Here is a 23,395-nt window from a genome sequence, read left to right on the forward strand (position 1 = left end):
TGCTTACTCCCCGGTCAGGCGCAGCGACACGTCGCCGGACATGATTTCTTGCAGGCCGCCATCGGTGCGCAGCAGCAGGCGGCCAAGGTGATCCACGCCGGCGGCCACGCCTTGCTGCAGCAACTGGCCGTTGTCGAGGATTTTCACGTGCTGGCCCTGCCACGCATGCAGCAGGTTCCAGCGTTCGGCAAAGGGTGCAAAGCCCGTGTCGTCGAATTCGGCCAGCACGCCAGCCAGGCGGCTGAGCAAGGCCGCCACCAGCGTATTGCGTTCCATCTGCGCCAACCAGGGCACGGCCGAGACACTGCGCCCGATCTGCCGTTCCAGCGCATCGGGCATCAGCAGATTGATGCCGCAGCCGATCACGGCCCATACGCCGCCACTATCGTTGCCCTGTGCCTGCTGCGTCTCGACGAGGATACCAGCCAGTTTATGGCCATCCTTGAGCAGGTCGTTCGGCCACTTCAGCTGCACCGGCACGCCCAGCGCCGTCATGCTTTCGGCCAGCGCCACGCCGACGGCCAGCGGCAGGCCGACCAGCTGATGCAGCGGCCCCTTGAAGCGCCAGGCCAGCGAGAACATCAGGCTGGCGTCCGCCTGCGACACCCAGGGCCGCCCGGCACGCCCCCGTCCGGCCGTCTGCTGGCCTGCGACGCGCAGGGTCGGTCCGGTCAGGGTGGCGCAGCGCGCCAGCAGATCGGCGTTGGTCGATCCCGTTTCGTCGATCACTTCGATGGCCACGTGGGCGGCGCCTGTGGCGCAATGGGCGGCGATGGCCGCGCTGTTCAAGTCTGAGTGCTTCGTCATGGGGAGAGTCGGGTTACTGGCTGTCGCCGGATGGCTTGCTGCGCGCCTTGTGCGGCGCATTGGCGAAGGCCATATCGTAGACGGCATTGGGCAGCGCGCGCAGTAGCTTGGCGACGACGCCCATCTGCCACGGGATCACGCGATAGCTGTCGCCGTCGGCGATGGCGCGCGCGGCGCGCACGGCGAATTTTTCGGCCGGCATCAAAAAGGGCATGCGGTAGGCATTGTGGCGCGTCATCGGCGTGTCGATGTAGCCGGGCGTGATGGTGACGACCTTGATGCCGGCCGGTTTGAGTTCCAGGCGCAGCGATTCGCAGTAGCTGATCACGGCCGCCTTCGAGGCGCTGTAGGCTTCGGCGCCGGGCAGGCCGCGTATGCCGGCCACGCTGCCGATGCCCACCAGGCGCCCGTTGCCCTGGGTTTTCATGGCGGCGATGAAGGGCGCGAAGGTGGCAACGGTGGCCGTGACATTGATGGCCATCAGGCGCGCAAAGGCGTCCAGGTCTTCCGCGTGTTCGGTCAGGGTGCCGAACGACACGCCGGCGCTGGCGATGACGACGTCGATGCGTCCGGCGCAGGCGATAAAGTCATCTGCCGCGCTTTTCAGGGCGGCGTGGTCGCACACATCGACGGCGTAGGCGCGGTGGCGTTCAGGGTGGGGCAGGGAGGCGATCAGTTGCTGCAGCGCTTCGCCGCGGCGGGCCAGCAAGCCCAGTTGGGCGCCCTGGCGCGCGTACTGCAGCGCCAGGGCGGCGCCCAGTCCACTCGACGCCCCCGTGATGAAAACGCTGTGCATCAGGCGATGCGCGCGTGCCGGGGCTGCGTCAGGGAAGTGGTCATGCTTATTTCTTTTCCGCTTTGGCTTTCGCGACCAGCACGTCCATCACGTTCAGCGCCTGGGCGTTCAGCTGCTCTTCGTTCTTTGCCGACTTGCTGCCTTGATCGGCTTGCGAAGGCGAGGTGATGTAGCGACCGTCGATGGCGATCATGGGCCAGAACGTCACGTTATAACCCTGCATCATGGCATCCGCACGGCGCACGCGGGCCGAGATGCCCATCGAACGATAAGTGTCGATGAACTTCTGGCGGTCCACGCCCTGCTTGGCAACGAAGTCGAAAACGGCGTCGTCGGTGTTCAGGCGGTTGCGCTCCACGTGCATGGCGTGGAAGACGCTGGTGTGCAGCTTGTCGAGCATGCCCATGGCTTGCAGGGTGAAGAACAGGCGCTGCTGCGGCGCCACGCTGTCATCGCGCGACACGTGCACGCGCTTGAAGACGATGTTGTCGCCCTGCTTCTTGACCCAGGCCGCCAGTTGCGGCTCAAGCACGTTGCAATGCGGGCAGTAATAGGCGAAAAATTCCGTCACTTCGATTTTCTTGCCCGATTCCGTCGCCTGCGGCGTGGCCAGGGTTTCGTATTCGACGCCGTTCTTCGGCTCGGCCGGCGAGGCCGATGCGCCCATGGCGGCGGTGCACAGGGCGGCGGCGAACAGGATTTTCTTCAGAAAACGCATGCTGGTTCCTTATTTCTGGTTGCGGACGACGGCGACATCGATGCCATTTTCAGACAGCTTGGTGCGCGCGCGGTTCATCGCTTCGAGCTGGTTGAACGGTCCGATGCGCACGCGGTGCAGCACGCCGGCATCGGTGCTGCGGTCACTGATGGCCGCTTCGAATCCCAGTAGCGCCAGTTTGCCGCGCGTGCTTTCGGCGTCCGACATGTCATGGAAGGCGCCGGCCTGCAGATAATAAATCCATTTGTCGGTGGCTGCATCGGCCTTGGTCTCTTTCACGTCGGCCTTGGCTTGCGGCGCGGGTGCTGCGGCCGGCGTTTTCGGCGCCGGCTTGTCCTTCAGGGTGCCGATCAATTCCTGCAGTGCGTCCGGCGGCGGTGCCTTCGGCTGCTGCGCGGTGGTGGGCGCGGGCGCAGCTGGCTGCGTCGGCGTGACGATCTCGCGTGGCTCCTTGGAGAAGTCGCGCGCCGCTTCCTTGGCCGCTTCCTTGTTGCCGTACATCGGCTTGTTCGGATCGGCGATCTGGCCGGCGGTCGGTTCGGCCGATTTGCCGGCCTTGCCCGACTTGTCGGTGAAGGGCGAGGCGCCCTTTGTGATCACCAGGGCGACTACCACGGCGATGCCCAGGCCGATGACCAGGCCGATGATGATGCCGACCAGCGTGTTGCCCTGCTGGCGGCGGCTCGGCGTGGCGCGCGAAGTGTAAGAGGAGGCGTGATTCATTGACGGTTAGACCTTCGCGATTACATTTTGTTTGGCGCGGACACGCCGATCAGTGCCAGGCCGTTGCGCAGTACCTGGCGCGCGGCGATGACGAGGGCCAGGCGGGCCATCTTGACGGCTTCGTCCTCGACCAGCACTTTTTCGGCGAAGTAGAAGCTGTGCAGATTGGCGGCCAGGTCGCGCAGGTAGAAGGCAACTTGATGCGGCCCCAGCTCCGCTTGCGCGCGCGCCAGCATTTCCGGGTAGGCGGCCAGGGTCGCCAGCAGGGTCGCTTCGGTCGGTGCCGTCAGGGGAGACAAGTCAATGCCGGTGACCGTGCTTCCATCGCCACCCCAGTTTTCCAGGATGCGGCAGATGCGCGCATGCGCGTACTGCACGTAATACACCGGGTTTTCATCGGTGGTTTTCAGCGCCACGTCGACGTCGAAGACGAATTCCGTATCGGCTTTGCGCGAGATCAGGAAGAAGCGCACGGCGTCGCGGCCCTTGGCGATGTCGCCGCCGCCCGACCATTCGATCAGGTCGCGCACGGTCACGTAGGAGCCGGCGCGCTTCGAGATTTTCACCTCTTCGCCGTCCTTCATGACGGTAACCATCTTGTGCAGCACGTAGTCGGGGTAGCCTTGCGGGATGCCCATGTCGACCGCCTGCAGGCCGGCGCGTACGCGCGCGATGGTGCCGTGGTGGTCGCTGCCCTGGATATTGATGGCCTGCACGAAGCCGCGCTGCCATTTCACCAGGTGATACGCCACGTCCGGCACGAAATACGTGTAGGTGCCATCGGTCTTGCGCATGACGCGGTCCTTGTCGTCGCCGAAGTCGGTGGTGCGCAGCCACAGCGCGCCATCCTGCTCGTAAGTGTGGCCCGCCTTGACCAGCGTTTCGACCGCGCTATTGACCTTGCCGTCCGCGTACAGCGATGACTCCAGGTAGTAATTGTCGAACTTCACGCCAAACGCCTGCAGATCGATATCCTGCTCGTTGCGCAGGTAGGTGACGGCGAACGGCCGGATCGAATCGATGTCTTCCACGTTGCCATTCGCCGTGGCGGGCAAGCCATCGCTGGCCGAGACGGTCTTGCCGGCCTTGAAATCGTTGGCGATGTCGGCGATGTAGTCGCCGTTGTAGGCGGACTCTGGCCATTCGGCGTCGCCCGGCTTGAAGCCACGCGCGCGCGCCTGCACGGAATTGGCCAAGGTCTGGATCTGCACGCCTGCGTCGTTATAGTAGAACTCGCGCGTCACCTGGTAGCCTTGCGCGTCGAACAGCGAGGACAGGGCGTCGCCCAGGGCCGCCTGGCGGCCGTGGCCCACGTGCAGCGGGCCGGTCGGGTTGGCCGAGACGAATTCCAGGATGACCTGCTTGCCGGCGCCTGCCGTGCTGCGGCCATAGTTGTCGGCTTCGCTCAAGATGGTCTTCACGACGGCCTGCTTGGCGGCGGCGGAGACGCGCACGTTGATGAAGCCGGGGCCGGCGATTTCCACTGCCTCGATCAGGCCATGGCCAGCCGGGTTGGCCAGCACGGCCGCGACGATGGTTTGCGCCAGTTCGCGCGGATTCTGTTTCAGCTGCTTGGCCAGTTGCATGGCGATGTTGCAGGCGACGTCGCCATGCGATGCATCGCGTGGTCGCTCGAGCACCACGGATGGCGTCAGCGAAGTGCCGGCCAGGACGGGAGCGAGGGCGGCCTGGAACAGGGCGATGATTTCTTGTTTCTGTTGGGCGAGCATGAGCAGGATGGCGGTGGAACCGCGTTAAGAATGAATAGAATGAATCAAAAAGCAAAACGGACGGCAATTACCCAGCCGCCCAGACTGTGTCAATTATACTGGTTTGCCGTCGGGAACAATACGCTTGCCGGCAAGGTCCCCGTGCCGGCGCATTTCACGATATTATCAGGACAACATGCCCATGTTGGTGCATGAAAACATCAGCATGGCGCATTCTGCTTGTATATATGCAGTTTTTTGCCGCAATTTACATATATCGCTGCAATCGCTTGGGCCAGAGGGCGCCACAAACGCTACAATCGACCCTTTATTGATGACGCGCGGCCGCGTATTTGCCTCCATGCCGCCAGCCGCGCGCAGCCACACCGGATAATTATGAACAAGCGCCCCACGCTGAAATTGAAAACCAAGCCGGCGCCAGGCCAGGCTCCTGCCCCTGCCGCACCGAAATTGCGTCCCAGCTACCATCCCGACCTGAAACCGGTCTTGCAGCCAGGCTTCCAACCCGATTTGCGCGCCGACTCGCTGGCGTTTTGCCTGCTGGGCGCCGCCAATGCCGTGGCGCAAGTGCGCACGGGCACGGCTCTGCCGCAGGCGCTGGCCAAGGTGTTTGCGCAATCGAACGCCAACCCGCAGGCGCGCGGCGCCATCCAGGATATTTCCTACCGCACCATGCGCCAGCTGGGCCGCAGCGAAACCCTGGTTGGCCTGATGACCTCGAAGGCACCCGAGCCGCCGATGCTCGCTGCGCTGCTGTGCTGCGCGTTGTCCCTGATGTCGGCCGAGCCGGGCGAGCAGCCGTACGAAGAATTTACCGTCGTCGACCAGGCTGTTACGGTGGCCACTTCGCACCCTGACCTGGCGCATGCCAAGGGCATGGTGAATGCCGTTTTGCGGCGTTTCTTGCGCGAGCGCAAGTCCTTGCTGGAAGCGGCCCTGCAGCAACCGTTGGCGCAATGGAATTATCCGCAATGGTGGATCGATTCGCTGCGCCTGGCCTATCCGCGCGACTGGCAAGCCATTCTGACGGCCGGCAATGCCGTGCCGCCACTGACCCTGCGCGTGAATCGCCGCAAAAGCACGGTCGAAGCCTATCTGGCCGTGCTGGCAGAGGCGGGCATTGCCGCGCGCCAGGTGGGACCGTTTGCCGTGCGGCTGGACAAGCCCATCGGCGTGGCGTTGATTCCCGGCTTCGAGCAGGGCGTCGTCTCCGTGCAGGATGCCGGCGCGCAACTGGCCGCACCGCTGCTGGACTTGCAAGATGGCATGCGCGTGCTGGACGCCTGCGCGGCGCCCGGCGGCAAGACGTGCCACATTCTGGAACTGGCCGATGTGCAGGTCACCGCCATCGATGCGGACGCCAAGCGCTTGCCGCGCATCGCGGAAAACCTTGAGCGCCTGGGCCTGGACGCCACCTTGAAGGCACAGGATGCGCAATCGAGCGCGTGGTGGGACGGCCAGCAGTACGACCGCATCCTGGCCGACGTGCCGTGCACGGCCTCGGGCATCGTGCGCCGCCATCCCGACATTCGCTGGTTGCGCCGCAAGGGCGATGCGTTCCAACTTGCAACACTTTCCTCCAAAATTCTGGACAACCTGTGGCAGATGCTGCGCCCCGATGGTAAATTGCTGTTCGTGACATGTTCATTGTGGCCGCAAGAGTCCGAGGCACAGGCGGCGGCATTTGCGGTGCGCAATAATGCGACCCGATTGACAGCGCCTGGCCAGCTGTTGCCGACTGGCAGCGCGGAGCAGGACCATGACGGTTTGTTCTATGCGCTATTCCAAAAAAATGCGGCTTGATCGATTCGTCGAACTTTTTCCTACGGACACCATCGGCACACTTGTGACAACACGACTCTTCCGACTCCTGGCCCTGCTGCTGATGCTGGCATGTAACATGCCACGCGCGCATGCCGCCGACATGGTCGAGATCACCCGTGCCTACATCGAGTCTAGCGAAGAGGGCTATAAGCTGGCCGCCACGTATTCCTTCGAGCTTAATCACGACCTCGATGATGCCGTACAGCATGGCGTGCCGCTGTATTTCACGACGGAAATCGAACTGACCCGGCCCCGCTGGTACTGGTTCGATGAAAAAGCCATTGTGGCGCGCCAGACCAGCAAGCTGTCGTACAACGTGCTCACGCGCCAGTATCATGTGTCGGGCGGTGGCTTGCAGCAAAGCTTCCCCACCCTCGACGATGCGCTGTTCCTGATCCGCCGCCCCAGCCGCTGGCTGGTGGCGCGGCGCGGCGAGCTGAAAGTGGGGCAGACGTACAACGTCACCTTGCGCATGGGCATGGACCGCGACTACCTGCCCAAGCCGATACAGGTCAATGCCTTCAATAACAGCGACTGGCGCCTGGCTTCGAATAAAAAAACCTTTTTGTATACGGCGGAGTAGTGAGTCAAGCATTGCGCTATTTGCTGGTGGTGGGCGGCGGCATTGTCAGTATCCTGCTGTTCCTGCTGGCGTCGGCTTCCGATAATTCTGGCTTTTTCGACCGCTATTACACCTGGCTGCTGGGCCTGAACGCCGCCGTGGCCGTATCCCTGCTGACGCTGGTGGGCATTTCCCTGGGCCGCCTGTACGCGCGCTACAAGAGCGGCAAGTTCGGCTCCAAGCTGATGACACGCCTGGTAATGCTGTTCGCCGCCGTCGGCATCCTGCCGGGCCTGGTGATTTTCCTTGTCTCCGTGCAATTTGTTTCCCATTCCATCGAGTCCTGGTTCAACGTCAAGATCGAAGCGGCGCTGGAATCGGGGATTGAGCTGGGCCGTGCCGGCCTCGATGCGGCCCTGGTCGAGCTGGATCACCGGGGCCACAAGGCGGTCGAGGAACTGGGCGCCGACCCGGTGGCCGGTCCGGCAGTGCTGACCAGCCTGCTGCGCGAAGAGGGCATGCAAAATGTCATGATCGTCAGCGGCGATGGCGTGCTGCTGGCCAGCGCCGGGCCGCACAGTGCGGCCGACTTGCCTACGCCGGCCATGCTGGTGCAAGCCGCCTTGCCGGCCGGCTATGCTTCCGCCGAAGGGGGCCTGGAGTTGCACGACGATGGCACGGAGTCGGGCGGCGGCGGTTTCCGCGCGGGCACGCCGGCATCGCTGGAAACGGCGGCCAGCCTGCGCCTGCGGGTGCTGGTGACCGTGCCGGGTCCCTCCGTTTCGCCCCGCTACCTGCAACTGCTGCAGGCGGTGCCGCCCAAGCTGGCGACGAATGGCGAGGTGCTGCGGGCCGCCTACAGCGAATACAAGGAACGTTTCGTCGCGCGCGTCGGCTTGCGCAAGATGTACATGGAAATCCTCACCTTGACCTTGTTGCTGGCCATTTTTGGCGCCATCGGCAGCGCTTTCCTGATCGCGGGTAACCTGGCCCAGCCCCTGCTGCTGCTGGCCGAAGGCACGCGCGCCGTGGCCGAGGGCGACCTGTCGCCGCGCCCGATCGTCGCCACCAAGGATGAACTGGGTACCCTGACGCAGTCGTTCAACATCATGACGCGCCAGCTGCTCGATGCGCGCACGGCAGTGGAAAGCAACCGCGCCGCGCTGCAAAACGCCAAGGCCCACCTGGAATCGGTGCTGGCGAACATGTCGGCCGGCGTGATGGTGCTCGACGGCGATTTCAAGCTGGTGACCTGCAATGAGTCGGTCGAACGCATCCTGCAGCATTCGGGCATGAGCATGGTGGGCCAGCCGCTGGCGCATATTGCTGGAATGGAAGAGTTTGGCTCGGCCATCATCAGTGCCTTCACGGCGCAAAGCGCGCAATCGGCCTCGGGCCGCAACCAGCAGCGCCTGCATTGGCAGCGCCAGATCGAGATCCCGCGCCGCCTGGGCAGTAGTGCCGACGAGCATGACATCACCCTGCTGGCGCGCGGTTCGCGCCTGCCGCTGGAGTCCGGCAGCGGCTACATCGTCGTCTTCGATGATATTTCCGACGTCATTTCTGCGCAGCGCTCGATCGCCTGGGGCGAGGTGGCACGCCGCCTGGCGCATGAAATCAAGAATCCGCTGACGCCCATCCAGCTGTCGGCCGAGCGACTGCAGATGAAGCTCGAAGGCAAGCTGGAGCAGCCCGATGCCGACCTGCTCAGCCGCGCCACCACCACCATCGTCAAGCAGGTCGATGCGATGAAGCGCATGGTCGATGACTTCCGCGACTATGCGCGCACGCCGCCGGCCGTGCTCACGCCCTTGCGTTTGAACGAACTGATCGAAGAGATCCTGAACTTGTACTTGCGCGGTGATGATGGCGACATCATCCATCCGCAACTGGCGCCGAATCTGCCGATGGTGATGGGCGATCCGACCCAGTTGCGGCAGGTGATCCATAACTTGCTGCAGAACGCGCAAGACGCCATGGCCGATCTGCCGCCGGACTCGCCGCATCCGCGGATTGACGTAAGGACGGAAGCAATTCATTATCGCAGTGCGGACGGCGGCGTGAATATCGCCGTGCGGCTGGCCATCACCGACAATGGCCCTGGTTTCGCGCCAAAAATCCTGGCGCGCGCCTTCGAGCCCTATGTGACGTCGAAGGCGCGCGGTACGGGATTGGGCCTGGCGATGGTAAAGAAAATTATCGATGAACATGGCGGACGCATCGATATCGAGAACCGGGTCGACGGCAATGGCGCTGCGGTGGTCATTTTGCTGTTAAAGTTAGCTCCCGACACTCCTGCCCAGGAATTCCTGGCGTGAGGGTCTGGTTTAGTATTTAAAAAACTAATAAAATCATAGCTGTCCGCCGTGTGCATCTTGTGCGCGAGGGCTGGCGAAATGAGGAAGGCAAGACACGAATGGCAAACATACTCGTAGTGGATGATGAAATGGGTATCCGTGAGTTGCTCTCGGAAATATTGGGTGACGAAGGACATGCTATCCAGCTGGCCGAAAATGCGCAGCAGGCGCGTGAAGCGCGTGCCGCCGGTGCGCCGGATCTGGTACTGCTGGATATCTGGATGCCCGACACCGATGGCGTGACCCTGCTCAAGGAATGGCAGCGCGACGGCTTGCTGACCATGCCGGTGATCATGATGTCGGGCCACGCCACCATCGATACGGCGGTCGAGGCGACGCGCATCGGTGCCATGAACTTCCTGGAAAAACCGATTGCCCTGCAAAAACTGCTGAAAGCAGTCCAGCAAGGCTTGACGCGGGCACAGGAAACCGTGCGCGCGACTAGCGTGGCGCCGCGTCCCGTGGCACCCGTGGTGGCCGAGGAAAGCAGCCATCCCGTGCCCAGCTTTGGCGGCAGTGCGCCGCAACAGCTGATGGTGCGTCCAGGCATCGCCGTACCGGCGATAGCCGAAGGCCATGGCTACAACCTGTCGTTCGACTTGCCGCTGCGCGAGGCGCGCGACGCGTTCGAGCGCATGTATTTTGAACACCACCTGGGCCGCGAAGGCGGTAGCATGACCCGCGTGGCGGAAAAAACGGGCCTGGAACGCACCCATTTGTACCGCAAGCTGAAACAGCTGGGCGTCGAACCGGGCAAGCTGGCCAAGAAGAACCTGTGACGGCAATGCCGCGGCGCGTGACGCCGCTGACCCTGGTCAGCGGTGGCTGCGCCGCCGGGCGCGAGGCAGCCATCGCGCAAGCCTTGGCGCCGGACGAGCCGACCGCCGTGATCCTCGAGGGATTGGCCGATGGCAACGCCATCCTGGCGGACCTGGCCGAGCAAGTTCCCCCTTCTCCATCATTTCCATTGCAACTGTTGCGCATCGCACCCGGTTGCCTGTGCTGCAGCGGCAATCTCGTATTGCGTGTAACATTGAATCGTCTGCTGCGCCACCCCCCCGTGCACTTGTTCATCAGCTTGGCCGATGCCTCGCACATCGAACAATTGCGCACCTGGCTCACTGCCAGTCCCTATGATGCCCTACTGGCGCTGCAAGCAGACATACAGGTTTCCTGAGCGCGGCTTCTTGGCGCTTTCCTGATCGACGTACCGCAGTCGCAATGTGCATCTCGTTACAACTCTGCAGCCCGCCGGGTGGCATGGCGCTTGAAATAGTGCCGTATCAGCCCCACCTCTGTTCTGAAACCGCAGGAGCTTCTCCTGCCTGAGCGAAGGATGCAAAATGAACCTGATCTATAACAGCGAGCAATACAGCGTCGTGGAATTCGGCGCCGACGTCGACCTGGAAGCCCTGCGCTTTGGCGGCTATGAAATCGTCGACAAGGGCGGCAAACGCGAGACGTTTATCGCCGGTATCCTTGCGCAAAACTTCCGCCGCGACGTCACGGAACTGATCGCCAGCGAACCCAGCATGGAAGAGATCGATGAATTTTTAGGCAGCTATGATTCCCTCATGAGCCAGCCAGTTCTGTTGCACTAGTGTGATGGCTATCGCCACCATACCAATCCGTCTGACGGCATGGTATGGTGGTTGTGTTATCCAGCTGCAAACAGACCATGTGCCAACTTCTCGGAATGAATTGCAATGTCCCCACGGACATTGTCTTTAGTTTTACCGGCTTCGCCATGCGCGGTGGCCACACCGATACCCACCATGACGGCTGGGGCATTGCCTTTTTCGAGGGCGCCGGCGTGCGCCATTTCGTCGACCACCAGGCGGCCATCGCCTCGCCCGTGGCCGAACTGATCAAACGCTATCCCATCAAGTCGCGCAATGTCATCGCGCATATTCGCAAGGCTACGCAAGGCCAGGTGGCGCTGGAAAACTGCCACCCGTTCGTGCGCGAACTGTGGGGCCGCTACTGGGTGTTCGCCCACAATGGCGATTTGAAGGAGTTCAACCCCGTGCTGACGGGTAGTTACCGCCCCGTCGGCTGCACGGACAGTGAGCTGGCCTTCTGCTATCTGCTGCAGGAGCTGCATGCGCGCTTTGGCGACGCTCCGCCGGCGTTGCCGCAACTGCACGCCGCCCTGGCGGAGTTGTTGCCCAGCATCGCGGCCCACGGCACTTTTAACATGATGCTGTCGAGCGGCGAGGCGCTGTTTGCCCATTGCTCGACCAGCTTGCACTATCTGGTGCGACAACATCCGTTTCCAACTGCTAAACTCTCCGATGAAGACCTGAGCGTGGACTTTTCCCAGGTGACGACGCCACAGGATCGCGTGGCTGTGATCGTCACCCAGCCGCTGACGACGAATGAGCAATGGACGGCGTTTGCGCCGGGCGAATTGAAGTTATTTGTCGACGGGATGGTGCAAGACACGCCAGCGGCCTAATTTGTTGACGACAATACGCTTGATTGCTGCCAAAATACCCACAGCGCGGGCGAAATTCAGCTAAAGTATTGTCAATAGTGAACCTTGATGCGGGCGCCGCGCGGCCGGTGTCACTCGACCTGATTGATGAAGACTTAATGATCGATATTTCCAGCAACGACATCACCCCGAAACCCTTGCGCGTGCGCGAGTTCTATCTGGGGCGACAACCTATTCTTGACCGCAATCAAGCCCTGTTTGGCTATGAGTTGCTATTCCGCAACGCCCCGGTCGGTCCCGCCAACATCACCAGCGATCTGTCCGCCACGGCGTCCGTGATCGCCCACGCTTCCCAGCTGGGAATGGAAAAGGTCATCGGCGACGCACTCGGTTTCGTCAACGTCGATGCCGACGTGATCATGAGCGACATCTTCGTTTTCCTGCCGCGTGAAAAAGTCGTGCTGGAAATCGTCGAATCGATGCCCGTCACGCCGGAAGTGCGCGCGCGCATCAGCGAACTGGTGGGTCATGGTTTCACCTTCGCGTTGGAAAACGTGGTGGCCGATACGTCGCAAGTACAGCAGCTGTTGCCGCTTGTGCAATATGTCAAAATGGACATGAGCAAGGTCGAGCCGAAGGTGCTGGCAGCACTGGCCCCCCGTTTCAAGCAGGAGCAGAAGAAACTGGTGGCGGAGAAGGTCGAGACGCGCGAAGAATTCAAGTCCGGGCTGGACCTGGGCTTCGATTACTTCCAGGGGTATTATTTTGCCAAGCCCGCCATCATGACGGGCAAAAAACTGTCGCCGTCGCAACTGGCCGTCATGGAACTGATGACCTTGGTTACCTCCGACGCCGAGAATATGGAGATCGAGCGCGCCATCAAGCGCGACGTGTCGCTGGCCCTGAACCTGCTGCGTCTGGTGAATACGCCTGCCGTGGGCGCGCGTCAGCGCATCGATTCGCTGAGCCAGGCTGTGACCGTGCTGGGCCGCCGCCAATTGCAGCGCTGGCTGCAAATCATGCTGTATGCGGAGCCAAGCAAGCGCGGCCATAGCATGACGCCGCTGCTGATGTTGGCCACCACGCGCGGCCGTTTGCTGGAGCTGCTCGCGCATAAATTGCGTCCTAACCACGCCCACTCGGCCGATATCGCCTTTACGGTCGGCATCATGTCCCTGATGGATACCCTGTTCGGCGTGCCGATGTCGGAAATCCTCAGCCAGATCGAAGTGATCGATGAAGTGGCCGAAGCGCTGCTGTCGCGCGAAGGCTTCTACGGCGACCTGCTGCGCCTGGCCGAATGCATCGAGCGCATCGAAGACATGGAAGGCGAGATCGTGCCGACCTTGCGCGACCTGGCCATGTCGCCGGACGACCTGGTGGAGCTGGAAATGGCTGCCTACGAATGGAGCGACAATGTGGTGAGGTATGCGTTGTAACTGACGCCTCCCGTAACGTTAAAAAAACCCTGCACGGCCTAGCCGTGGCAGGGTTTTTTTACGCCGCTATACGGCGGCACCGGGCCAGTGCTTGTGCAACTCGGGGTCGGTGCGCAGTTCCCACAGGGCCAGCACGACGACGGCGATACCGACGAGCAGCTCGTTCCACATGACGACGCGCTGTTCGGCCAGCTGCAAGATCCACGGCGAGGCGGCCACCCAGACGCCGACCAGCAGGTTGACGACGACGGCCCAGAAATACGTTTTGTACAGGTCGAAGGCGGCCAGCACGGCGATCACCAGGCCCGAGACAAAGGCGTTGATCATCTGCGGCGAGCCTTCGGGGTAGGAAAAGGCCCAGGGCGAGACGAGCAGCCACAGGCCCAGCAACAGGATCACTTGATCTTGCCAGCGTTTCAGTTTGAAATTGTTTGCCATATATCCTCCTTAGCCAGTTAGGGAACGGGCCGGAGCGGGCATGCAGCATGCCGACCGGCATACTGCGTTAGTGCGCTGCGGCGCGCTATAAGTTCCGCGCGCCTTGTGCTTATCATGACAGATTGGGCGCCAGCCAGCGTTCCACGTCCTCGATGCTGGCGCCGCGGCGCTTGGCCATGTCTTCCACCTGGTCCATGCCTATCTTGCCGACAACGAAGTATTTCGACTCCGGGTGGGCAAAATAGAAGCCGGAGACGGCCGCGCCGGGGAACATGGCATACGATTCCGTCAATAGCATGCCGATTTCCTCGGCCTGCATGACCTTGAACATTTCTTTCTTGACGGTATGCTCGGGGCAGGCGGGGTAGCCGGGTGCGGGGCGGATGCCGACATATTGCTCGCCGATCATGGCGTCGTTGCTCAACTGCTCGTCCGGCACATAGCCCCATAAATCCTTGCGCACGCGCTCATGCAGGTATTCGGCAAACGCTTCGGCCAGGCGGTCCGCCAGCGATTTGAGCATGATGGACGAGTAATCGTCGTGCGCATCTTCGAAGCGCTTTTCGTATTTCTCGATGCCCAGGCCGGAGGTGACGGCAAACATGCCGATGTAATCCTTCACGCCCGATGCCTTCGGTGCAATGAAGTCGGCCAGGCACTGGTTCGGCCGCTGCACGCCGTCGACCACGGGTTTGACGCCTTGCTGGCGCATGCCGTAATAGGTGAACGCTACGCTACTGCGCGTATCATCCGTGTACACCTCGATATCGTCGTCATTGATGCTGTTCGCCGGCAGCAGGGACACGACGCCATTGGCCGTCAGCCAGCGCCCGTCGATGAGTTTTTTCAGCAAGGCCTGGCCTTCCGCGTACACCTTGGTGGCCGCGTCGCCCACCACGTCATCGGACAAAATGGCAGGGAAGGGGCCGGCCAGGTCCCAGGTCTGGAAGAACGGACCCCAGTCGATATAGTTGGCCAGGGTGGCCAGGTCGACATTCTTGAATACGCGGCGGCCGATGAATTTTGGTTTCACGGGCTTGCACGGGCCGTCGAAGGGCACGATCATCTTGTTGGCGCGCGCTTGCGCCAGCGGCAAGATGGGCAGCGCCTTCTTGTTGGCGTGCTGCTCGCGGATGCGCGCGTAGTCGAGTTCGATGTCTTCCACGTACTTGTCGCGCTGTTCCGGTGTCAGCAAGGATTGCGCGACAGACACGGAACGCGAGGCATCCGGTACATAGATCACGGGGCCCTCGTAGTTGTGCGCGATTTTCACGGCCGTGTGGGCGCGGCTGGTGGTGGCGCCGCCGATCAGCAGGGGAATCTTCAGCATGCGGAAGTGTTCATCGCGCTGCATTTCCTTGGCGACATACGCCATTTCTTCCAGCGACGGCGTGATCAGGCCCGACAGACCGATGATGTCGGCGTTTTCCACCTTGGCGCGCGCCAGGATTTCCGAGCACGGCACCATCACGCCCATGTTCACCACTTCGAAGTTGTTGCATTGCAAGACTACCGTGACGATGTTCTTGCCGATGTCATGCACGTCGCCTTTGACTGTGGCCATGATGATCTTGCCCTTCGGCTTGGCGACGATGCCCGTGCGTTTTTCTTCCAGCAGCTTTTCTTCTTCGATGTACGGAATCAAATGGGCCACGGCCTGCTTCATGACGCGCGCCGATTTCACCACTTGCGGCAGGAACATCTTGCCCTGGCCAAACAGGTCGCCGACCACGTCCATGCCGGCCATCAAAGGGCCCTCGATCACGTGGATGGGGCGCCCGCCATTGTGCAGCAGCTCCTGGCGCGCTTCTTCCGTGTCTTCTACGATGAATTGCGTGATGCCGTGCACCAGCGCATGCGACAGGCGCGCCTGCACCGTGCCTTCGCGCCAGGCCAGGGTTTGCGCCTCGGCCTTGCCGCCCGCCTTCAGGCTGCCGGCAAACTCGATCATGCGCTCGGTGGAGTCTTCGCGGCGGTTCAGCACCACGTCTTCCACGCGCTCGCGCAGTTCCGGGTCCAGGTTGTCGTACACGCCTACCATGCCGGCATTGACGATGCCCATGGTCATGCCGGCCTTGATGGCGTGGTACAGGAAGACGGTATGGATGGCTTCGCGGGCCGGGTCGTTGCCGCGGAAGCTGAACGACACGTTCGACACGCCGCCCGAAATCTTCGCGTACGGCAAGTTTTCCTTGATCCAGCGCGTGGCGTTGATGAAGTCGACGGCGTAGTTGTTGTGCTCTTCGATGCCGGTGGCGACGGCAAAGATGTTCGGATCGAAAATGATGTCTTCCGGCGGGAAGTCCAGCGCATCGATCAACAAGTGATATGCGCGGGCGCAAATCTCGATCTTGCGCTCGAAGGTGTCGGCTTGCCCTTTTTCATCGAAGGCCATGACGATCACGGCGGCGCCATAGCGGCGGCACAGCTTGGCCTGGCGCAGGAATTCCTCTTCGCCTTCCTTCATCGAGATGGAGTTGACGATGGCCTTGCCCTGCACGCATTTCAAGCCCGCTTCGATGACCGACCATTTCGACGAGTCGACCATGATGGGGACGCGCGAAATATCGGGTTCCGAGGCGATCAGGTTCAAAAAGCGCGTCATGGCCGCCAGCGAGTCGAGCATCGCCTCGTCCATGTTGATGTCGATCACTTGCGCGCCGTTTTCCACTTGCTGGCGCGCCACGGATAGGGCTTCGTCGTATTGCTCGTTGAGAATCATGCGCGCGAACGCCTTCGAGCCCGTGACGTTGGTGCGCTCGCCCACGTTGACGAACAGCGACTCGTCATTGACGACAAACGGTTCCAGGCCGGCCAGGCGCAAGTCGTGCGACGGCGCTGGCACCGTGCGCGGGGTATTTTTCGACAGCAACTCGCCGATGGCGGCGATATGTTCGGGCGTGGTGCCGCAGCAACCGCCCGCCATGTTCAAAAAGCCCGCGTCGGCAAATTCGCGCAGCAGGGCGGACGTATCGGCTGGCAACTCGTCGAAACCCGTGTCGCTCATGGGGTTGGGCAAGCCCGCGTTCGGGTAGATGCAGACGAAGGTGTCGGCGATCTTGGCCAGCTCTTCCGCGTACGGGCGCATCAGGGCGGCGCCCAGCGCGCAGTTCAGGCCGATGGTCAGCGGTTTTGCGTGGCGCACGGAATTCCAGAAGGCGGGCACGGTCTGGCCCGACAAAATGCGGCCCGAGGCGTCCGTGACGGTGCCGGAAATCATCAAAGGCAAGCGCACGACGGTCGGGTTTTGCTCGTAGAACAGATCGATGGCGAACAGGGCCGCCTTGCAGTTCAAGGTGTCGAAAATGGTTTCCACCAGCAGCACGTCGGCGCCGCCTTCCACCAAGCCCTGCGTCTGCTGCAGATAGGCGGCCACCAGCTGGTCGAAACTGACGTTGCGCGCGGCCGGATCGTTCACGTCGGGCGAGATCGATGCCGTCTTCGGCGTGGGGCCCAGGGCGCCGGCGACGAAGCGCGGCTTGTCCGGGGTGGAATATTTATCGCAGGCGGCGCGTGCCAGTTTGGCCGCCTGGACATTCATTTCATAGGCCAGGTGGGCCATGTGGTAATCATCTTGCGCGATGGTCGTGGCGCCAAAAGTATTCGTTTCGATCAGGTCGGCGCCCGCCGCCAGGTAGCGCTCGTGGATTTCCTGGATGATGTGCGGCTGCGTCAGGGTCAACAGCTCATTATTGCCTTTGACGAACAGTTCACGCGCGCCACTGTTGACCGGCGCGGCGAAATCGATGAAGCGGCCAGCGGGGCCGCCACGGTACGCTTCTTCGTCGAGCTTGTACTGCTGAATGATCGTGCCCATCGCGCCGTCGAGGATCATGATCCGCTGCGCCAGAATGGCGCGCAAGGTGGCTTCGGTCGTGGACATGGCGGGGATCACGGTATCGTTCATTTCATGCTTTCAATAGGCAAACGGGCGGCGGCGCGGCGACAAGACTTTACGAGGCGGATGCGGGCCAGCAGGATCAGCTGACGGAGAGTGCCAGCCGGGTAGGGCAGGCAGAAGGTGGCAATCGCCTGATTTCACCGGGTCTAAAATTATACGGCATCAGGCTGCTTTGGTTTTAAGCAAAAGCGGTGGCAGGCCAGTCTGCCGTGGTTCGAGCAACACAACGGCGCCACGGCTGGCGCTACGGTGGCATCATCGCGGCCGCAGCTGAAAATGCCAGGCTTGAAAATCTTATTCAAAATGTTAATTTTTCCGCCAAGGTTGGCAGGAAGGTATGTGCTCTATGCTGTGGAAAAATTTCCACATTATTTGAATCCGCTCCCATTATTTTTCATGAATGGAATGGCAATAGCTGCAAAGGAAAATAATTGGGGTGTAAGGCAATGCAGAATGAGACACGTATTGCTGAAAATAAAGTTTGCCAGGTAGATATTTTAACTATTATCAAAACCAATTAAATCAAAAGCATTAATAGTTGTCTTATGGAATCGAAATAACCCATAATGTTGGTTCCTCGCAATTAAATTCTCACCAAAAGTCACCGATATGTCACATTCCTCTCCTATCCTCCCCGGCATCGCGCTGTATCAGTATGGATGCCAGCCATGAAAAACCATGTGCTTGTTGGATTGTTTCTCATGCTGGGCCTGTCCGCTTGCGGCGGCGGCGGGGGCGGTGGTGATACGGTAGTAGCGACCGCCTCGGGCAATCCCGTCGTAATTCCTGCCGTCTCGGCCGTCTCGGCGGCAAATGTCGCCGTGGGTGGCAGCCTGGTGGTCACGGGCACCAATTTGAGCCGCGTGACGGCCTTCCAGGTGGGCGGCGTGACGCTTGCCACCAGCGCCGCCAGCGAGACCAGCGTGACTCTGGCCATGCCAGGCGTGCCCGTGTCGGGTGCCTTGAGCCTGGTCAGCGCCAGCGGCACGGCGGCCACCAGCTATAACCTCAATGTGTACCTGCCATTGAGCGTGGGCAGCATCGCGCCATTGACGGGCGGCGCCGGTTCCAGCGTGACGATCGCGGGCGGTGGCATGGGCGCCGTGACGGCGGTGCAGTTTGGCAATGGCGCGGCGGCGACACCGCAAAGCCAGACGGCCGGCAGCGTGACCGTGGTGGTGCCCCTGGGGGCGGCAACAGGAGCGCTGACGGTGCGCGGTCCGTACAACGATGTCATCAGCAGCGATACGTACAAGGTCTTGGCGAGCGTGGCAGTGACGTCGATCACGTCGGCCATCAGTGGCGGGACCTTGTCGGTGACGGTGCAGGGCAGCAATCTTGACCAGGTCAGCTCGGCCTCGGTGGGCAATACGCCAGCCGTCATCGTCAGCGCCAGTGCCAGCCAACTGCTGTTGTCTGCACCAAGCTCGGCAACGGGCGATGTGATGCTGTCAGCCGCTGCGCGCATTGCCGTCAATGCAGGCACGGTGTCGGCGTTTACCCTGGGCAGCATTGATTTCGCGCAGGTACTGAACTTGAACGCCAGCAATACGGCCTTGCGCCTGACGCGCGGCAAGCCGGCCGCCGTGCGCGTGTCCGTGCTGGCCACGCAAGCGGGCCAGGCCAGCCCGGCAGTCACCTTGAATGCGACTGCCGCGAATGGCAGCAACCTGGGCAGCATCAGCATGAGCGGCCCATCGGTCTTGCCAACGCAAAAGAACGATGACAGTTTTAACGGCAATTTCAGTGCCGTCCTGCCTGCCGGCTGGATCTTGCCCGGCGTGCGCGTGCGCGTGACGGCCGTTGGCAATGACGGCGTGCAAGTGACCCAGGAAGCGGCGCCCGTGGTGGCCAGCCTGGCCAAAATCCGCTTGGTGCTCGTGCCCTTGAGCACCGACGATGGCGTGGCGCAACTGCCTGACGCCGAGGTGATCCGTGCTGCGCTGCTGCGCGTGTATCCGTATGCGACGGAAAATATCAGCATCACGACGCGCGCTGCGCTGAGCATGCCGGGCAGCAGCACGGCCGACAGCTGGTGGAGCGATACCCTGGGCAAACTGGAAAGCAAGCGCGCGCTGGAAGACAGCGGCGCCTATTATTATGGTTTCGTGCCGAGAATGTCTTCCACCCGCGCCGCCGGCCTGGCCTACATCAACCAGCGCAGCAGCGGCAACGACTTCACGTCGGCCATCGGCCTGGATGCCAGGTTCAACAGCATCGCATCGGTCGATCCCTTCGGCAATCAATGGCCGGAATGGCTGACCACGCTCGTGCATGAGCTGGGCCACAACCACTCGCTGCAGCACGTCGCCTGCGGCGGCCCGGCTGGCGCCGCTGCCGACTACCCTTATGCGGATGGCAATCTGGGCCCGCAACCGCTGTACAACAGCAACTACGCAGGCAATATCGGCCAACTGAGCAAGGCAGTCTATGGCAGCACGCCGATGAAGGACGTGATGAGCTATTGCAGCGGTGCCTGGTTCTCCGACTATAGCTATGCGCGGGTGCAACAATTCCTGGAAAAACGCAGCACGCAGGTGACGGGTAGCAATGTGTTGGCCGCCAGCATGTCCGTGGCCGAGAATGGCTATCTGACCATTTCCGGCCGCATCACGCCGACCGGCGTGGCATTGCGCCCGGCCGTTGCCTCGTCCACGCGTGTGGGCGCAGCGGCCAGCGGCAGCGGTCAGGCGTACACCCTGCGGGTCTTGACGGTGTCGGGAACGACTATCGACTTGCCCTTCGATGCCGTAACCGTGGCCGACCATGGCGGCAGCGCTATGAGCCACTTCCGCGTCAGCTTCGCCAACCCCGGCGATATCAGCGACGTGCAAGTATTGTTCAATGGTAAGCCATTGACCAGGCTGGAGCGTTCCGCGCGGCGCAGCAAGGCTGCCAACGATGGCAGCTTTGAGGTAACGCAAAGCGGCGGCAAGCTGGCGCTGGCCTGGGATGCGCAAGCGGAGCCGTACGCGGCCGTGCTGCACGTGGCCGCCGATGGCCGCAAGACGGTGGTCGCCAGCGGCTTGACAGGGGGCAATGCCAGCGTTGATGTGAACGCCTTGCCGACCGGCGGGCGTTTCGAGGTCAGCCTGTCGTCGTCCGTGGGCGGACGTTTGATGAAGGTGCAGCGCCGCTAGGCAAGGGTGCTGGATGCAAAAAAGGGCTTGCCGCGGCAAGCCCTTTTTTATGGTGCAGGCATTGGTGCACAAACTGCACAGATCCTGTGCCTGGCGGAGGCTGCCACTTTTCATCCCGCCTGCCTAGAATGGGTCTTCATCCACTTGCGGAGCATCCCATGCCCATCCTGAACCTGCGTTTGTCCACTGCGCCCGATGCGCGCCAGTCGGCCGCCATCGCCGCCACCCTGAGCGCCCTGACGGCGCGGCTGCTGCACAAGGCGCCCGAATTGACGTCGGTGGCGATCAGCCATGCCGATGCGGCGCATTGGTTTGTCGGCGGGCCCTCACTGCAAGCTCAGGGCAAGGCCAGTTTTTTTCTCGATATCTTGATCAGCGATGAAACGAATACGGCAGCGGAAAAAGCCGCCTATATCGCCGCCGTGTTCGCCGCCATGCAGGAGTGTCTCGGCGCCTTGCATGACGTCAGCTACATCCACGTGCATGACGCGCGTCAGGCGGCCTGGGGCTATGGCGGCTTGACGCAGCAGTTTCGCGCCGTGCGCAAGGCGCTGCAGCAGCCATGATCAATCCCAGTGGCGCCCTTGGTAATGCTGCACGGCAAAATCGACGAAGACCCTGACCTTCGGCGACAGCTGGCGGCTGTGCGGATACAGCGCGTACAAGGTGCGTGGGCGCAAGGTGTAGCCGGGCAAGACCTCGACCAACTGGCCGCTGCATAGCGCATCGCGCACGATGAAGGCGGCTGCGCCGGCGATACCCATGCCACCCACGGCGGCCTCGCGCAGGGCGACGCTGGTATTGGCTTGCAGGCTGCCGCGTACGGCCACTTTGTGCGCGGCGCCGCCGGCGTCCGTGAACAGCCACTCTGCCGGCTTGTCGCCGGTTGTGTATCTCAAGCAATTGTGCTGCGCCAGATCTTGCGGCGTGGCCGGATGGCCATGGCGGGCCAGGTAGGCGGGCGAGGCGACGGCCAGCGTGCGGCTGCTGGCCAGCTGGCGCGCCACCAGGGTGGAATCGGGCAAGCCGCGCGCCAGGCGCAGCGCCACGTCGAAGCCATCGTCGATCAGGTCGACAATGCGGTCATTGCAGACGAGGTCGATGTGTATGTGCGGGTATTGGCGGGTGAAATCGGGCAGCCAGGCGGCCAGTTCCAGCGTGCCGAAGGCCACTGGTGCATTGATGCGCAAGCTGCCGGACGGTTGCGCCTGGTGCCTGGCGACGGCGCGGTCGGCCGCATCGAGCGCGTCAAGGATGTCGCGGCTGGCCAGATAGTATTCCTGGCCGGCGGCCGTCAGGGCGAAGCGGCGCGTGGTGCGGTTCAGCAACTGGGCGCCCAGTTGGCCTTCCAGCTGGCGGATTTGGCGCGAAACGATCGAGTGGGAAATGCCCAACGCGGCGCCGGCGGCCGTGAAACTGCCCAGTTCTACGACGCGGCGCAAGGCGCGCAGGGCGGTTAGCTGGTCCATGGGGTGCTTGCCGCCGGGCTAGTTGGGGTGTGAATTAAACGAAACGTTTGCCTTCCAGCGGGAAGCCTTTGATGAATTCAGTTGCGGGCAAGCGCTTGCCGCCCGGTTTTTGCAGTTCCGTCAGGCGCAAGGAACCATTGCCGCAGGCCACGACGATGCCGTGCTGGGCATCGGCTGCCAGCACCTGGCCTGGCGCTTCCTTGCTGTCCGCTTCAATTACCTCGGCGGACCAGATCTTGATGGTCACGCCATCGACCTGGCCGCAAGCGACGGGGAAGGGATTGAAGGCGCGGATTTTCAGGCCCAGTTCCAGCGCAGGCTGGCTGAAATCGAGCGCCGCTTCGTCCTTGGCAATTTTTGCCGCGTAAGTCACGCCCGCTTCCGGTTGCGGCACGGCTTCGAGTGGCTGCTGCTGCATCTTGCGCAGGGTCTCGACGATCATCTTGCCGCCCAGCGTGGCCAGCTTGTCGTGCAGGCTGGCGGTGGAATCGCCCGCTTCGATGGGCGTGCGCTCGATGGCCAGCATGGGGCCCGTATCGAGGCCTTCTTCCATTTGCATGATGGTCACGCCCGTTTCATCGTCACCGGCCTCGATGGCGCGGTGAATCGGCGCCGCACCGCGCCAGCGCGGCAGCAATGAACCGTGGATATTGATGCAAGGTTTGATGTCGAGCGTGCTGCGCGGCAAGATCAAGCCGTAGGCCGCTACGACCATCACGTCGTAATCGGTGGCCAGCAGGCGTTCGTGGGCTGCTTTTGCCTCGGCGGCGCGCTGCGGGTCCTTGCTGTCCATGCGCAGGGACAAGGGTTGCAGCACGTCGATGCCATGCTGTTGCGCGTATTGCTTGACGGCCGAGGCGTGCAGTTGCATGCCGCGCCCGGCAGGGCGGTCGGGCTGGGTCAGCACCAGCGGAATGTCAAAACCTGCTTCATGCAAGTCTTTCAGGGCCGTGGCGGCAAATTCAGGGGTGCCTGCGAAGATCACTTTCATTTGGTTCCTTGACGTGAGATGCGCAGGCCTGTGCCGGAGGCGCCAGACTGGCGTGGTGTGACG

At 62.2% G+C, this 23,395-nt stretch carries 20 protein-coding genes; 11 read left to right on the top strand and 9 right to left on the bottom strand.

Translation table 11 applies throughout. From position 1 onward, the window contains the following. Positions 1-3: 3 nt before the first annotated feature. From ACQ4W7_RS14770 to argS, 5 genes are read right to left on the bottom strand one after another with little or no spacing between them, the layout of a single operon-like run. Positions 4-807, bottom strand: a complete 804-nt coding sequence (locus ACQ4W7_RS14770; protein WP_436531396.1) for a biotin--[acetyl-CoA-carboxylase] ligase — start codon at positions 805-807, stop codon at positions 4-6. Positions 808-820: 13 nt separating this feature from the next. Next, the gene (locus ACQ4W7_RS14775) at positions 821-1,603 is read right to left on the bottom strand and encodes an SDR family oxidoreductase (RefSeq protein ID WP_436531398.1); all 783 of its coding nucleotides are present in this window, start codon (positions 1,601-1,603) and stop codon (positions 821-823) included. Positions 1,604-1,649: 46 nt separating this feature from the next. After that, the gene (locus ACQ4W7_RS14780; RefSeq protein WP_436531400.1) at positions 1,650-2,321 is read right to left on the bottom strand and encodes a thiol:disulfide interchange protein DsbA/DsbL; all 672 of its coding nucleotides are present in this window, start codon (positions 2,319-2,321) and stop codon (positions 1,650-1,652) included. A 9-nt stretch (positions 2,322-2,330) separates the two neighbouring features. After that, positions 2,331-3,044 (bottom strand): SPOR domain-containing protein, encoded by a 714-nt coding sequence (locus ACQ4W7_RS14785; RefSeq protein WP_426074616.1) that lies wholly within the window; start codon positions 3,042-3,044, stop codon positions 2,331-2,333. A gap of 20 nt (positions 3,045-3,064) precedes the next feature. Beyond that, positions 3,065-4,774, bottom strand: a complete 1,710-nt coding sequence (gene argS, locus ACQ4W7_RS14790; RefSeq protein WP_436531403.1) for an arginine--tRNA ligase — start codon at positions 4,772-4,774, stop codon at positions 3,065-3,067. Positions 4,775-5,149: 375 nt separating this feature from the next. On the opposite strand from argS, the gene rsmB reads away from it, so the two are divergent. The 8 genes from rsmB (at position 5,150) to ACQ4W7_RS14830 (ending at position 13,393) form a co-directional block, all read left to right on the top strand. Then, the gene (gene rsmB, locus ACQ4W7_RS14795; RefSeq protein ID WP_426074618.1) at positions 5,150-6,577 is read left to right on the top strand and encodes a 16S rRNA (cytosine(967)-C(5))-methyltransferase RsmB; all 1,428 of its coding nucleotides are present in this window, start codon (positions 5,150-5,152) and stop codon (positions 6,575-6,577) included. A 97-nt stretch (positions 6,578-6,674) separates the two neighbouring features. Continuing rightward, positions 6,675-7,181, top strand: a complete 507-nt coding sequence (locus ACQ4W7_RS14800; RefSeq protein WP_226938932.1) for a DUF4390 domain-containing protein — start codon at positions 6,675-6,677, stop codon at positions 7,179-7,181. Then, the gene (locus ACQ4W7_RS14805) at positions 7,181-9,478 is read left to right on the top strand and encodes a sensor histidine kinase (RefSeq protein ID WP_436531405.1); all 2,298 of its coding nucleotides are present in this window, start codon (positions 7,181-7,183) and stop codon (positions 9,476-9,478) included. Before ACQ4W7_RS14800 ends, ACQ4W7_RS14805 begins: the two co-directional genes overlap by 1 nt. A 98-nt stretch (positions 9,479-9,576) precedes the next feature. Then, a complete protein-coding gene (locus tag ACQ4W7_RS14810; protein WP_436531407.1) occupies positions 9,577-10,296 on the top strand; it encodes a response regulator in 720 nt (239 codons plus the stop codon). A 5-nt stretch (positions 10,297-10,301) separates the two neighbouring features. After that, positions 10,302-10,694: a CobW family GTP-binding protein gene (locus tag ACQ4W7_RS14815; protein WP_436531646.1), complete on the top strand. Its 393-nt coding sequence runs from the start codon at positions 10,302-10,304 to the stop codon at positions 10,692-10,694. A 166-nt stretch (positions 10,695-10,860) separates the two neighbouring features. Next, on the top strand, positions 10,861-11,118 hold the full coding sequence (locus tag ACQ4W7_RS14820) for a BTH_I0359 family protein (RefSeq protein ID WP_071079509.1): 258 nt from the start codon (positions 10,861-10,863) through the stop codon (positions 11,116-11,118). Between the two features lie 77 nt (positions 11,119-11,195). Next, a complete protein-coding gene (locus ACQ4W7_RS14825; protein ID WP_436531409.1) occupies positions 11,196-11,975 on the top strand; it encodes a class II glutamine amidotransferase in 780 nt (259 codons plus the stop codon). Between the two features lie 137 nt (positions 11,976-12,112). Then, positions 12,113-13,393, top strand: a complete 1,281-nt coding sequence (locus ACQ4W7_RS14830) for an EAL and HDOD domain-containing protein (RefSeq protein ID WP_426074622.1) — start codon at positions 12,113-12,115, stop codon at positions 13,391-13,393. A 66-nt stretch (positions 13,394-13,459) separates the two neighbouring features. On the opposite strand, the gene ACQ4W7_RS14835 is transcribed toward ACQ4W7_RS14830, so the two are convergent. Both ACQ4W7_RS14835 and metH read right to left on the bottom strand, forming a co-directional pair. Then, positions 13,460-13,831 carry an SPW repeat protein gene (locus ACQ4W7_RS14835; RefSeq protein ID WP_426074623.1) on the bottom strand — a complete coding sequence of 124 codons (372 nt, stop codon included), beginning with the start codon at positions 13,829-13,831 and terminating at the stop codon, positions 13,460-13,462. Between the two features lie 112 nt (positions 13,832-13,943). Next, the gene (metH, locus tag ACQ4W7_RS14840; protein WP_436531411.1) at positions 13,944-17,738 is read right to left on the bottom strand and encodes a methionine synthase; all 3,795 of its coding nucleotides are present in this window, start codon (positions 17,736-17,738) and stop codon (positions 13,944-13,946) included. Between the two features lie 185 nt (positions 17,739-17,923). On the opposite strand from metH, the gene ACQ4W7_RS14845 reads away from it, so the two are divergent. The 3 genes from ACQ4W7_RS14845 (at position 17,924) to ACQ4W7_RS14855 (ending at position 21,438) form a co-directional block, all read left to right on the top strand. Next, positions 17,924-18,163, top strand: coding sequence for a hypothetical protein (locus tag ACQ4W7_RS14845; RefSeq protein WP_436531413.1), 240 nt, complete (start codon positions 17,924-17,926; stop codon positions 18,161-18,163). A 237-nt stretch (positions 18,164-18,400) separates the two neighbouring features. Next, positions 18,401-20,872, top strand: a complete 2,472-nt coding sequence (locus ACQ4W7_RS14850) for an IPT/TIG domain-containing protein (RefSeq protein ID WP_436531415.1) — start codon at positions 18,401-18,403, stop codon at positions 20,870-20,872. A 158-nt stretch (positions 20,873-21,030) separates the two neighbouring features. Further along, positions 21,031-21,438, top strand: a complete 408-nt coding sequence (locus ACQ4W7_RS14855) for a tautomerase family protein (RefSeq protein WP_436531417.1) — start codon at positions 21,031-21,033, stop codon at positions 21,436-21,438. On the opposite strand, the gene ACQ4W7_RS14860 is transcribed toward ACQ4W7_RS14855, so the two are convergent. Together ACQ4W7_RS14860 and fmt are read right to left on the bottom strand one after the other, a co-directional pair. Continuing rightward, positions 21,439-22,341 (bottom strand): LysR family transcriptional regulator, encoded by a 903-nt coding sequence (locus ACQ4W7_RS14860; protein WP_436531419.1) that lies wholly within the window; start codon positions 22,339-22,341, stop codon positions 21,439-21,441. Positions 22,342-22,375: 34 nt separating this feature from the next. After that, the gene (fmt, locus tag ACQ4W7_RS14865) at positions 22,376-23,332 is read right to left on the bottom strand and encodes a methionyl-tRNA formyltransferase (protein ID WP_436531421.1); all 957 of its coding nucleotides are present in this window, start codon (positions 23,330-23,332) and stop codon (positions 22,376-22,378) included. Positions 23,333-23,395 lie beyond the last annotated feature (63 nt).

The sequence above is a fragment of the Janthinobacterium algoris genome (genome assembly GCF_051380935.1).
Lineage (GTDB): Bacteria > Pseudomonadota > Gammaproteobacteria > Burkholderiales > Burkholderiaceae_D > Janthinobacterium.

What these genes read in the sequence shown, in the direction of transcription:
- ACQ4W7_RS14855 (WP_436531417.1), top strand. Translation starts at nt 21,031, where the DNA reads ATGCCCATCCTGAACCTGCGTTTGTCCACTGCGCCCGATGCGCGCCAG.
- ACQ4W7_RS14835 (WP_426074623.1), bottom strand. Translation starts at nt 13,831, where the DNA reads ATGGCAAACAATTTCAAACTGAAACGCTGGCAAGATCAAGTGATCCTG.
- argS (WP_436531403.1), bottom strand. Translation starts at nt 4,774, where the DNA reads ATGCTCGCCCAACAGAAACAAGAAATCATCGCCCTGTTCCAGGCCGCC.
- ACQ4W7_RS14770 (WP_436531396.1), bottom strand. Translation starts at nt 807, where the DNA reads ATGACGAAGCACTCAGACTTGAACAGCGCGGCCATCGCCGCCCATTGC.
- ACQ4W7_RS14850 (WP_436531415.1), top strand. Translation starts at nt 18,401, where the DNA reads ATGAAAAACCATGTGCTTGTTGGATTGTTTCTCATGCTGGGCCTGTCC.
- ACQ4W7_RS14820 (WP_071079509.1), top strand. Translation starts at nt 10,861, where the DNA reads ATGAACCTGATCTATAACAGCGAGCAATACAGCGTCGTGGAATTCGGC.
- ACQ4W7_RS14810 (WP_436531407.1), top strand. Translation starts at nt 9,577, where the DNA reads ATGGCAAACATACTCGTAGTGGATGATGAAATGGGTATCCGTGAGTTG.
- metH (WP_436531411.1), bottom strand. Translation starts at nt 17,738, where the DNA reads ATGAACGATACCGTGATCCCCGCCATGTCCACGACCGAAGCCACCTTG.
- ACQ4W7_RS14775 (WP_436531398.1), bottom strand. Translation starts at nt 1,603, where the DNA reads ATGCACAGCGTTTTCATCACGGGGGCGTCGAGTGGACTGGGCGCCGCC.
- ACQ4W7_RS14830 (WP_426074622.1), top strand. Translation starts at nt 12,113, where the DNA reads ATGATCGATATTTCCAGCAACGACATCACCCCGAAACCCTTGCGCGTG.
- ACQ4W7_RS14780 (WP_436531400.1), bottom strand. Translation starts at nt 2,321, where the DNA reads ATGCGTTTTCTGAAGAAAATCCTGTTCGCCGCCGCCCTGTGCACCGCC.
- fmt (WP_436531421.1), bottom strand. Translation starts at nt 23,332, where the DNA reads ATGAAAGTGATCTTCGCAGGCACCCCTGAATTTGCCGCCACGGCCCTG.
- rsmB (WP_426074618.1), top strand. Translation starts at nt 5,150, where the DNA reads ATGAACAAGCGCCCCACGCTGAAATTGAAAACCAAGCCGGCGCCAGGC.
- ACQ4W7_RS14860 (WP_436531419.1), bottom strand. Translation starts at nt 22,341, where the DNA reads ATGGACCAGCTAACCGCCCTGCGCGCCTTGCGCCGCGTCGTAGAACTG.
- ACQ4W7_RS14800 (WP_226938932.1), top strand. Translation starts at nt 6,675, where the DNA reads ATGCCACGCGCGCATGCCGCCGACATGGTCGAGATCACCCGTGCCTAC.
- ACQ4W7_RS14825 (WP_436531409.1), top strand. Translation starts at nt 11,196, where the DNA reads ATGTGCCAACTTCTCGGAATGAATTGCAATGTCCCCACGGACATTGTC.
- ACQ4W7_RS14785 (WP_426074616.1), bottom strand. Translation starts at nt 3,044, where the DNA reads ATGAATCACGCCTCCTCTTACACTTCGCGCGCCACGCCGAGCCGCCGC.
- ACQ4W7_RS14815 (WP_436531646.1), top strand. Translation starts at nt 10,302, where the DNA reads ATGCCGCGGCGCGTGACGCCGCTGACCCTGGTCAGCGGTGGCTGCGCC.